Origin of the sequence: Paraburkholderia sp. 22099, assembly GCF_052045835.1 — a bacterium.
Taxonomy (GTDB): domain Bacteria; phylum Pseudomonadota; class Gammaproteobacteria; order Burkholderiales; family Burkholderiaceae; genus Paraburkholderia; species Paraburkholderia terricola.
Genome location: NZ_JBQEPU010000011.1, coordinates 170,291 through 180,232, shown reverse-complemented (window position 1 = coordinate 180,232; position 9,942 = coordinate 170,291). Strand labels below are relative to the sequence as shown.

The window sequence follows — 9,942 nt, the reverse complement described above, 5'->3', positions numbered from 1 at the left end:
AATATTCTTTTCACCCGCGGCTTCGACCTCGCCCTCACCCTCGCCCTCGCCCTCACCCTCACCCTCGCCCCCGCCCCAGTCCCCGCCGCCGCCGCCCCCTCCCCCGCCGCAAGAACGTACAAGCCTCGTCCACCACCGCCCGCTATGCTTCCCGAACCAAGGAGGCAACGATTGACCCATCCCACCCCAAGCCGGCCCACCCACCCAGGCCATCGAAAAGACTTCACCGCCGGCGCACGCGACATCATCCCGATGATGGTCGGCGCGGCGCCCTTCGGCGTCATCTTCGGCACGCTCGTCGCATCGGGGCCGCTGCATCCCTGGCACGGTCAGTTGATGTCGCTCGCCGTGTTCGCCGGCTCCGCGCAGTTCATCGCGCTCGGCCTGATCGCCGGCCACGCGAGCTTCGCGGTGATCTGGGCGACGACGCTCGTCGTCAATCTGCGTCACGTGCTGTACAGCGCGACGCTCGCGCCGCACGTCGCGCATCTGCCGGCTCGCTGGCGCTGGGTGCTCGGCGCGCTGCTCACCGACGAAGTCTTCGCCGTCGCGTGGGAGCATTACCGGCACAGGGCGCCCGGCACGGTCGGCCCGCACTACTTCTTCGGCGCGGGCCTGGCGATGTACCTGAACTGGCAGCTCTGGACCGTCGCGGGCCTGTTGTTCGGCGCGGCCTTCCCCGGTTTGCAGTCGCTCGGGCTCGATTTCGCGATGGTCGCCACCTTCATCGCGATCGTCGTGCCGCAACTCGTCGCGCTGCGCTACATCGCGGCGGCCGTCACCGCGGGCATGCTGGCGTTTTTCTGGCAGGCGTGGCCGTACAAGCTCGGCCTGCTCGCCGCCGTGTTCGCGGGCGTCGCGGTCGGCGTGCTGCTGTCGCTCTCGCGGCCGAACTCGCGACGTAGCCGGAAAACGACCCAGGAACACGCGCGAAACAACGCCCGGAAAACGGCGGGAGCGTCGCAATGAGCTATGTCGTCCTGATTCTCGGCATGGCGGTCATCACGTGGGTGATTCGCGCCGCCGTCTTCGTTCTCGGCGACCGGCTGGTGTTCCCGCCGCTCGTGCGCATCGCACTCGGCTTCGTGCCGGTGACCGTGCTGACCGCGATCATCGTGCCGATGGCGGTTTCGCCGCACGGCGCGAGCGCCGAACTAAGCTGGCGCAATCCACAACTGGTCGGCGCGCTGGCCGCCGTCGCCGTCAGCGCGCTGACGCGCCGTCCGCTGCTGACCATCGCGGCCGGCCTGACGGTCTTTTTTATCTGGCAATGTGTCGTGCTCAAATAAGCCGCGAACCGTGAGCCGCATACGCCGACCGCGCGCCGTACCGGCGCTGCGGGCCGTGCGGCACGCGCGCATGCCGGGCGACGCATCGCTTCAAAGCCGGCGCCATCGCCGGCACGCCCTCAAGTTTCCGTCGAATCCGCCGATATGCAGTCGAGGTCCGCTCGTCGGGATACAGGTCCCGCTGGTTACGCGGCAACAGGCAGGAATCAACCGCGCCGGCATCCGGCGTCGCGTCTCACCGGGTCCGCACGCGGCCGAACGACACGACGAGGCCGCGCGGCAGGACCAAACGGGATATCACATGGGTCAAATCACCCTCACGCTCAAGGACGAGACCATTGCGACGCTGCGCAAGGATTTCGACGCTTTTCTGCGCGTCTCGCTAAAGCTCGATCCGCAGTTCGCAACGCCGTCGTTCGAAGATTTTTTGCGCGCCAAGCTGCTCGACAACATGGTGCCGTTGACCGAACACGCGGTTCAACGGATGTTGCAAGGCGGTCAATACGCGTGGGCGAAGCGCACGCTCGACAAGGAATTCCCCGATGTGGTCGCGATTCTGATGCGGCAGGCGGGCGAATTCGGTTTCGGCTTCGCGGCGCGCTCGGAATGGACGCCGGAAGAGCTCGCCAAGCAATGTCGCGACTGGGCGGCGGCGATCGTCAAGGAAGCGGAAGGCGACGCGGTGCTGGTCGATCCGCTCGCCGCGCAGATCAAGAGCGCGGTGCAGGACATTCAGGCGCTCGAGGAAATCATGCAGACGCCGGCCTGGCGGCTGGCGGAGTCGCTGCGCCAGCGCGTCTACGAAGCCAAGGTGGCGTGCGAAACCGGCGTGGGCAGCACCGCGCGCGAGAAGCTCGGCGAGTTGCGCGGGCTGCTGCGCCTGGGCATTTCGCACGGCTCGTTCCAGAAGCAGGAAGCGCAGCAGATCATGGAGTATCTGCGCCTGCTGAAGCCGGAGATTTTCGTCGAAGAGCCGTACGACGTGTTCTCGCGCATGGCCGCATGGCTGCGCAATTTCTTCGTGCCGCCGCGTCCGCAACAGCAGCAGCGGCAGTCGCGGTAATCCTGAGACCGTCGCTTGGGGCTCAATCCCACATCTTCCTGAGCTTCGCCCCAATCTCGATCTTCGCCTGCGCCGCGGCGGCCAGCCCCGCCGCCGTGGGCGCGGCCGGTACCGGCACGCGCGGCCACGCATACGCGTCGAACAACGGCAAGAGATGCGCGGGGATGAAGCGCGTGCGCGACGCCCACACGTGACGGTCGCCCAGATGCGTCTGGTTGTGCACGTAAAAGCGCTGCGGCACGACGATGTGCAGGTCTTCCTTCGCACGCGTCATCGCTACGTATAACAGACGCCGCTCCTCGTCGATGTCCTCTTCGCTGCCGGTGGCGAGATCGGACGGCATGCAGCCATCGACGCCGTTCAGCACGAACACGTTGCGCCACTCCTGGCCCTTCGCCGAATGGATCGTGGAGAGGATCAGGTAGTCCTCGTCGATCAGCGGCACGCCGGATTCGTCGCTGGTGGCGTCGGGCGGATCGAGCGTCAGTTCGGTCAGAAAGCGTTCGCGCGACGGGTAGGTGCCCGCGATGCTTTCCATCTGCAACAGGTCGGCGTGGCGGATCGCCGCGTCTTCATGATTGCGCTCCAGATGCGGCTCGTACCAGCGCCGCACCATTTCGAACTCGGCGGGCCACGGCGTTTGCCGCCCATACACGCTCGACATGAGCTTGACGAACGGATGCCAGTCTTCCTGCGCGCGAGCGGGCGGCGCGAACGCGGCCAACGCGCCGGCCGCGCTGTTGGTCGCGCTGTTGGTCGCGCGGTCGGACGCACTGCCGGACGCATCGCCGGCCGGCTCACCATTGCCGGCGCGCGCGGCGACTTCGTCGAGCACCCTCGCCGCGGTGGCCGGCCCCACGCCCGGCAGCAACTGCATGACGCGAAAACCGGCGACGCGGTCGCGCGGATTCTCCGCCCAGCGCAGCACGGCCAGCACGTCCTTCACGTGTACGGAATCGAGAAACTTCAGCCCGCCGAATTTCACGAACGGAATGTTGCGGCGGGTCAGTTCGATCTCCAGCGCGGCACTGTGATGCGCGGCGCGAAACAGCACCGCCTGCGACTTGAGTTTCATGCCCTGCTCGCGCGCTTCGAGCACCTGCTCGACGACATAGCGGGCCTGATCGGCTTCGTCGGCCACCGTGACGAGACGCGGGCGCTGCGCCGACGCCTTGTCGGTCCACAGATTCTTCGTGTAGCGCTCGCTGGCGAGTTCGATCACCGCATTCGACGCCGCCAGGATCGGCCCAGTCGAGCGGTAGTTGCGCTCCAGCGTGACCTGCCTCGCGGGCGGATCGAAATGCGCCGGAAAGTCGAGAATATTGCGCACGGTCGCGCCGCGAAACGAATAGATGGACTGCGCGTCGTCGCCGACCACGGTCAGGCCGCGGCCGTCCGGTTTCAACGCGAGCAGAATCGACGCCTGCAGGCGGTTGGTGTCCTGGTACTCGTCGACCAGCACGTGATCGAAGCGCGCCGACAGATCGGCGGCGATCGCCGGCTCGGCGGCCATGTGCGACCAGTAAAGCAGCAGGTCGTCGTAATCGAGCACGCTCTGCTTCTGCTTCGCTTCGACGTAAGCCGCGAACAGCATGCGCAGATCGGCTTCCCATTCGCGGCACCAGGGAAACGCCTTGTCGAGCACCCGACCAAGCGACGCGCCGGTGTTCACGACGCGCGAGTAAATGGCGAAACAGGTGCTCTTGGCCGGAAAGCGCCGCTCTTTCGCCGACAAACCGAGTTCATGGCGCACGAGGTTCATCAGGTCGGCGGAATCCTCGCGGTCGTTGATCGTGAAGGCGGGCGCAAGGCCGATCAGATCCGCGTATTCGCGCAAGAGACGCGCGCCGACGCTATGGAACGTACCCGACCATGTGAGCCCTTGCGCCAATGCGGCCCGCGTGCCCAGCGCCGCGCCCGCGATGCGCGTGACGCGGCGGGTCATTTCGAGTGCGGCGCGGCGCGAAAACGTCAGCAGAAGGATGCGGCGCGGATCGGCGCCCTTCACCACCAGATTGGCGACGCGGTGCGCCAGCGTATTGGTCTTGCCGGAACCGGCGCCCGCGATCACCAGCAGCGCGCCCGGCGGCACGGTGGGTGTGTCGGCGCCGTATTCGACGGCTTCGCGTTGCGCGTCGTTGAGCTTGGCGAGCCAGGCGGCGGTATCGAACGGCGGCGGAGATTCGGCGACGGAGGGCAAAATGGCGTTTGGCGTTGGATTGGATTTGGTGCGGCGACGCACACTGTATATCCATACAACCACTGCAGACAAGCGACCCTTTTTTGCGGCACGAGCCTTGCGCCGTTCAACGCTGCGCCGCTCCCTCGAATACGCCGTTCACGACCAGCGAGCACGAAACGACCGCCCGAAAAAATGGCCCGAAGCGCATCCGCGCATCAGGCCACTTTTTCGTGCACGGCAGAACGTGTGTCGACGCCCGCGCGCAGCCGAACCCTACTGCTTCTTCGCATCCTTCAGCTTGGCCTCGGCGTTTTCCTTATCCGCGTCGGCCTGAGCCTCGGTCTTCTTTTTGTCCGCCTTGGCTTGCGCGACCGACGACTTCTTGTCGGCCTTCGCCTGTTCCTTGGCCGCCTTCTTGTCGGCGTGGGTCACGGGCGCGGCGGCCGGATCGCTCGCCTGCGCGAACGCCACTGACGACAGGCAAGCCGCGATCAGGGCGGCACAAAGCTGGTTCCTGGTGGACTGATTGATGCTCATGCGATACCTCCGTTTTAATACGATGCGGGACGAGCCAGCGCGCTTCGAATCGGACAGATCGTCACGCGGCAAGCTGGGCGAAGCATCCGGTCCGCACCCTTTCAAGCGCGCCTGGTTGCGGCCAGCGTGCCGGCCCAATCAGCCGGCACGCCTGCCGCCTCCGGCTTAGTGCTTCACGTCGGCCCCATCGGTCTGCTCGACCGACTGGCCCTGCATGTTCATCTTCATCTCGTTGCTGGCGGCCTGCTTGTCCGCCTTCTGGTTGATCTTGGCGTCGCGCACGTGTTCCTTGTATTGCGACTTGGCGGCCTTCTGCTCTTCCTTCAACTCCGCCTTGGACGCCTTCTTCGACGCCCGGTATTCGGCATTGGCCTTGGCATTGGCGTCGCGCTTCTGGACCAGCGGGTCGGTCGAACCCGGCGCGGTCAGCACCGTCGGCGCGGGTGTTACCGGTTGCACGCCTTGCGCGGCCGGCGCCGCGGGCGCGAGATCGGCCCCTTGGGTCTGAACTTGTGCCTGGCCGCTCACACCGGCGGACGGTTGCGCGGTCTGCGCGACAGCGGCAGTGGCGGCAAAAGCCGTGAGGGCGGTACCGATCAGGAGGGTGCGAATCTTGGTCATGGCTAATCCTCTCTAAGATTGTTGTGACGCGGGCGTCGTATCGAGCGCGGCGGCCGCAAGGCTGGAGCCGCTGCCGGTTCTCGCCCGGTCTACTGCTGCCGGAAAATCCAGCAGGCTTTGCTACGGGACCCCACTTTACGAGTGAAGTCCGCGATACACGACCGGTGTTACGCAAGGTTTCACTTTCCGACATAAACCTAACAACTGCTTGCATTTGCTTGCGCGAGGTCTTCGCTACACGCTGTGTTTCATCCAGGGCAAGCTTGTGGCTTATGATGCGAACCCTTTGTCTGAAGGCGCAAACGCCATGCCCAATCTCGATTTCACGCTGACCGGCGACTATGTCGAATTGCACAATCTGCTGAAGATAACGGGCCTCGCGGACAGCGGCGGCTCCGCGAAAATGATGGTGGCGGACGGCGCGGTCACCGTCGACGGCCGCGTCGAAACGCGCAAGACCTGCAAAATTCGCGCGGGCCAGGTGGTGCTGCTCGGCGATACGCGAATCGCGGTCCACGAGGCGTGACAAGCGGTCGGACGCGCACTCCGCGAACTCGGAGGAATGCGCGCACCAAAATCGTGCCTTATCCATCGACATCGTGACGGCATCGCAATAAGCTGTCGGTTTCCCACAGACAAACCATTGGGCTGACAGCCGCCCTACGCGCTCGCCGAAGGACCGCAAGGCACGGCAAGCCTCGCCGGAATCAGGCCGGGCCGCCGCCGCATCTCGCCGCATCTCGCCGCATCTCGCCCGTCAGCGCCGCCGCGCTCGTGCGACTTGCGTCCGCGGCCGCGCTGCCGCCCGCTGCCAACCGCTGCTGTCACCATTTCCGCCGCCAGGCGCTCCATGACTGAATCCGGCTTTACGAGGGTGGCCGCCCGGCCCCCGACCTTGACCCGCCACGCCGCCGACACCGCCCGGCTTGCCGCGCCGCTTGCCATCGCGCAGCTTTCGCAAATGGCGATGGCCGTGACCGACACGATCCTGCTCGGCTCGCTCGGCCCCGATGCGCTCGCCGCCGGCGGCCTCGGCGCCAACCTGTTCTTCGTCGTGGTGACGCTGTTGCAGGGCGTGCTGACCTCGGTCAGCGTGAGCGTGTCGCACGCGCGCGGCGCGCAGGACGAGGGGCGCGTTCCGCATATCTACTGGACCGGCTTCGTGCTGTCCGTGCTGCTCTCGGTGCCGGCCTTCTTCCTGCTGTCGTTCGCCACGCCGATCCTGCTGGCCTTCGGCGAGCCGCCGCTGCTCGCGCGCAACGTCGGCGAATACGCGGCCGTGCTGCGCTGGGGCGCGCTCGGCAGTCTGATCGGCGTCGGCTTGATGCGCTCGTTCCTGCCGGCGATCGGCGCGGCGAAGCGGCTTCTGTGGGTGTCGATCGTGAGCGTGGGGGTGAACGGCTTTCTGAATTACGGCCTGATCCACGGCGCGTATGGTCTGCCGCGCCTCGGTTTTCTCGGCTCGGCGGCCGCCACCTCGATCACCGTCTGGCTGAGCGCACTGGTGTTGATGGCGCTGCTGCATTTGCGGCCGCGCTACCGGCATTTCGTGGTGGCGACGCGGCCCAACGTGCCGTTGATGGGCGAACTGTTCGGCATCGGCTGGCCGGTCGCGATCACCTACGGTGTCGAGTCGACGCTGTTTCTCGCCACCGGTCTGATGGTCGGGCTGCTCGGCGAATCGCAACTGGCCGCGCATCAGATCGCGCTGAACGTGGCCTCGGTGGCCTTCATGGTGCCGCTCGCGATCGGCCAGGCGGCCAACGTGCGGGTCGGCTTCTGGTCGGGCGCCGGGCAGCCGCTCGCCGCGCGGCATGCGGGCTTCGTCGCGCTGGCGCTGGGCGTCGGCTTCATGACGCTGTCGGGCATCGTGCTGATCGCCGCGCCGCACTGGATCGTCGGCCTCTATCTGCATCTCGACGACCCGGGCAACGCGGCCACCGTTGCGCTCGCGAGTTCGCTGCTCGGCGTGGCCGCGATTTTCCAGATCGTCGACGGCATGCAGACGGTCGGCTCGGGTTGCCTGCGCGGCTTGAAGGACACCCGCGTGCCGATGATCGCCGCGGCGTTCGGCTACTGGGTGATCGGCTTTCCGACCGGCTACACGCTGGCGTTTCACTTCGGCCTCGGCGCGCGCGGCTTGTGGTGGGGGCTCGCGGCGGGCCTCGCGAGCGTCGCGCTACTGATGACCCTGCGCTTTCATAAGCTGAGCTTGCGGCGCGTGCCGGCGGCGCCCGACGTGCCGGCTGGCGGGTCGGCGCGAGCGCCGGATCGCTAAACGTAGCCTGCGGTTCACCGGGGTATTCGCGGCACCGCTAATCGCACGTCTTTATGTGGCGGCAACGACCGCCGTCGGCATCATGTCAGGCCAATGAGCACCTGCGAATCGTCGTGGGTCTCGTTGGCCGTTGCCTGTTCAACAGACCATTCCATCCGCGGTCCAGGGCCATTGGGCGCACCCCGCAGCCATATGGAAGGACAAAAACCCGTCAGCCTGATTCCCCTTAGAATGGATTTCTCGACAGCGTGAGCTGACCGCCCGCGCTGCCGATTAGAGCCAGAAAACAAGGGAGATAAAGCGTGCCGCGGCATCAAGATCAACAAGAGGTTACACAGCGGGCTACCCAGCGAGACAAGCGCGCGTTCAGCACCGTCAGACATCTCTTCCTGCTGGCCTGCGCGACCGCCTTGCTGAGCGCCTGCGCCGACAAACCGCCCGCCACCGCGTTCGACCGTCCGGTCACGCACGCGCTGCCCGCGAGCGACGCCACCCCGCTTCGCACCGCCCTCGCGCCGCTCGAAGCCGCGCACCGGGATCAGTCCGGCTTCCGGGTGTTGTCGAGCGGCACCGACGCGTTGCAGATGCGCATCGCGCTCGCGCGCGCCGCGACCAAAACCCTCGACATGCAGTACTACATCGCCAACGAGGACACCACCGGCAAGCTGTTGCTCGGCGCCGCGCTTTACGCGGCCGATCACGGCGTGCGCGTGCGCATGCTGGTCGACGATCTGAACTTCAAGGACATCGACCGTTTGATGGCCGGCTTGAATTCGCACGACAAGATCGAGATCCGCGTATTCAATCCGTTCGGCAGCGCGCGGGAAAATCTGGTCCAGCGCACGACGAACGTGTTCACGCAGATCGGTCATTTCACGCGGCGCATGCACAACAAGGCGATGATCGCGGACAACCAGTTGGCGATCGTCGGCGGCCGCAATCTCGGCGACGAATACTTCAGCGCCAGCGATACGCTGCAGTTTCGCGATCTCGACGTGCTGGCCGCCGGCCCGATCACCGCCGACATCTCCGCCAGTTTCGACGACTACTGGAACAGCAGCATGGCGTATCCGCTGCGCGTGCTGAACAAGCAGAAGTTCGAGGCGAAGAAACTGGACGAGACGCGCGACGAGTTGCGCCAACACTGGCGCACCAACGCCGACCCGTATAACGCGAAGCCGCTGAACGCCACGCCGCTCGCTTCGCAGATCGCCACGCAGCAACTCGGTTTGACCTGGGCGCGCGCCGAATTCAAGGTGGACGTGCCCGAGAAAATCGAACATCCGTCGCCGGACTACGTCAGTCCGCCGTTCAAGCGGCTGGGCGAATTGATGCGCGACGCGCGGAAGGATCTCCTCGTCGTGTCGCCCTACTTCGTGCCGCACGAGGCGGGCGTCAAGGCGGTCGGCCAGTTGACGCGGCGCGACGTGCGCGTGGCGATCCTGACCAATTCGCTCGCCGCGACCGACGCCGTCGCCGTGCAGGCGGGCTACAGTCCGTTTCGCGTGCCGCTGCTGAAACAGGGCGCCGAGTTGTACGAGTTCAAGCCGCAGCAGCAAGACGGGCCGCCGGCAGGCTTCGCCGGCTCGCAATCGCGCGCGAGCCTGCACGCGAAAGCCTATGTAATCGACCGCCAGATCCTGGTGATCGGCTCGATGAATCTCGATCCGCGCTCGGCCAACCTGAACACCGAGCTGGCGCTGGTGATCCATAGCCCGCCGCTCGCCGCACAGGTCGCGCATATCTTCGATCTCACCACGAAGCCCGAAGTGAGCTATCGCGTGACGCTCGCGGACGACGCGCAAGTCGCCCATCTGCGCTCGATCGGCGCGCCGTCCTCGCCGCTCGTGTGGACCGACGTCGAAAAAGGCGCGCGCCGCACCTACATTTTCGACCCCGAGGCCGGGTTATACCGGAATGCGCTAACCGGGCTATTCTCCCTATTGCCCGTCAACGCAGAACTTTGAAAAGC

At 66.1% G+C, this 9,942-nt stretch carries 9 protein-coding genes; 6 read left to right on the top strand and 3 right to left on the bottom strand.

Annotated elements, in window-relative coordinates:
• Positions 1–144 precede the first annotated feature (144 nt).
• The 3 genes from ACTJLC_RS13475 (at position 145) to ACTJLC_RS13465 (ending at position 2,352) form a co-directional block, all read left to right on the top strand.
• Complete coding sequence (locus ACTJLC_RS13475; RefSeq protein WP_090518685.1) at positions 145–969, top strand: AzlC family ABC transporter permease; 825 nt, start codon at positions 145–147, stop codon at positions 967–969.
• Positions 966–1,289, top strand: a complete 324-nt coding sequence (locus tag ACTJLC_RS13470) for an AzlD domain-containing protein (protein WP_073427219.1) — start codon at positions 966–968, stop codon at positions 1,287–1,289. The genes ACTJLC_RS13475 and ACTJLC_RS13470 overlap by 4 nt, the downstream gene beginning before the upstream one ends.
• 301 nt (positions 1,290–1,590) lie before the next feature.
• A complete protein-coding gene (locus ACTJLC_RS13465) occupies positions 1,591–2,352 on the top strand; it encodes a DUF4088 family protein (protein WP_073427218.1) in 762 nt (253 codons plus the stop codon).
• Positions 2,353–2,374: 22 nt separating this feature from the next.
• On the opposite strand, the gene ACTJLC_RS13460 is transcribed toward ACTJLC_RS13465, so the two are convergent.
• The 3 genes from ACTJLC_RS13460 to ACTJLC_RS13450 all read right to left on the bottom strand — a co-directional run bounded on the left by ACTJLC_RS13460 (position 2,375) and on the right by ACTJLC_RS13450 (position 5,692).
• Positions 2,375–4,552: an ATP-dependent helicase gene (locus tag ACTJLC_RS13460; RefSeq protein ID WP_440844216.1), complete on the bottom strand. Its 2,178-nt coding sequence runs from the start codon at positions 4,550–4,552 to the stop codon at positions 2,375–2,377.
• Positions 4,553–4,807: 255 nt separating this feature from the next.
• Positions 4,808–5,071: a hypothetical protein gene (locus ACTJLC_RS13455; protein WP_073427217.1), complete on the bottom strand. Its 264-nt coding sequence runs from the start codon at positions 5,069–5,071 to the stop codon at positions 4,808–4,810.
• Positions 5,072–5,236: 165 nt separating this feature from the next.
• Positions 5,237–5,692: a hypothetical protein gene (locus ACTJLC_RS13450; protein ID WP_073427216.1), complete on the bottom strand. Its 456-nt coding sequence runs from the start codon at positions 5,690–5,692 to the stop codon at positions 5,237–5,239.
• A gap of 307 nt (positions 5,693–5,999) precedes the next feature.
• Between ACTJLC_RS13450 and ACTJLC_RS13445 the strand changes: the two genes are divergently transcribed.
• The 3 genes from ACTJLC_RS13445 to ACTJLC_RS13435 all read left to right on the top strand — a co-directional run bounded on the left by ACTJLC_RS13445 (position 6,000) and on the right by ACTJLC_RS13435 (position 9,937).
• Entirely contained in the window at positions 6,000–6,218 is a 219-nt protein-coding gene (locus ACTJLC_RS13445; protein WP_011489423.1) for an RNA-binding S4 domain-containing protein, read from the top strand.
• 324 nt (positions 6,219–6,542) lie between these two features.
• Positions 6,543–7,970, top strand: coding sequence for an MATE family efflux transporter (locus tag ACTJLC_RS13440; RefSeq protein ID WP_073427215.1), 1,428 nt, complete (start codon positions 6,543–6,545; stop codon positions 7,968–7,970).
• Between the two features lie 302 nt (positions 7,971–8,272).
• Positions 8,273–9,937, top strand: coding sequence for a phospholipase D family protein (locus tag ACTJLC_RS13435; RefSeq protein ID WP_073427214.1), 1,665 nt, complete (start codon positions 8,273–8,275; stop codon positions 9,935–9,937).
• Positions 9,938–9,942 lie beyond the last annotated feature (5 nt).

Excerpts from the sequence above, each read along its gene's own strand:
- ACTJLC_RS13445 (WP_011489423.1), top strand. The coding sequence starts at position 6,000 with ATGCCCAATCTCGATTTCACGCTGACCGGCGACTATGTCGAATTGCAC.
- ACTJLC_RS13450 (WP_073427216.1), bottom strand. The coding sequence starts at position 5,692 with ATGACCAAGATTCGCACCCTCCTGATCGGTACCGCCCTCACGGCTTTT.
- ACTJLC_RS13465 (WP_073427218.1), top strand. The coding sequence starts at position 1,591 with ATGGGTCAAATCACCCTCACGCTCAAGGACGAGACCATTGCGACGCTG.
- ACTJLC_RS13455 (WP_073427217.1), bottom strand. The coding sequence starts at position 5,071 with ATGAGCATCAATCAGTCCACCAGGAACCAGCTTTGTGCCGCCCTGATC.
- ACTJLC_RS13475 (WP_090518685.1), top strand. The coding sequence starts at position 145 with ATGCTTCCCGAACCAAGGAGGCAACGATTGACCCATCCCACCCCAAGC.
- ACTJLC_RS13440 (WP_073427215.1), top strand. The coding sequence starts at position 6,543 with ATGACTGAATCCGGCTTTACGAGGGTGGCCGCCCGGCCCCCGACCTTG.
- ACTJLC_RS13470 (WP_073427219.1), top strand. The coding sequence starts at position 966 with ATGAGCTATGTCGTCCTGATTCTCGGCATGGCGGTCATCACGTGGGTG.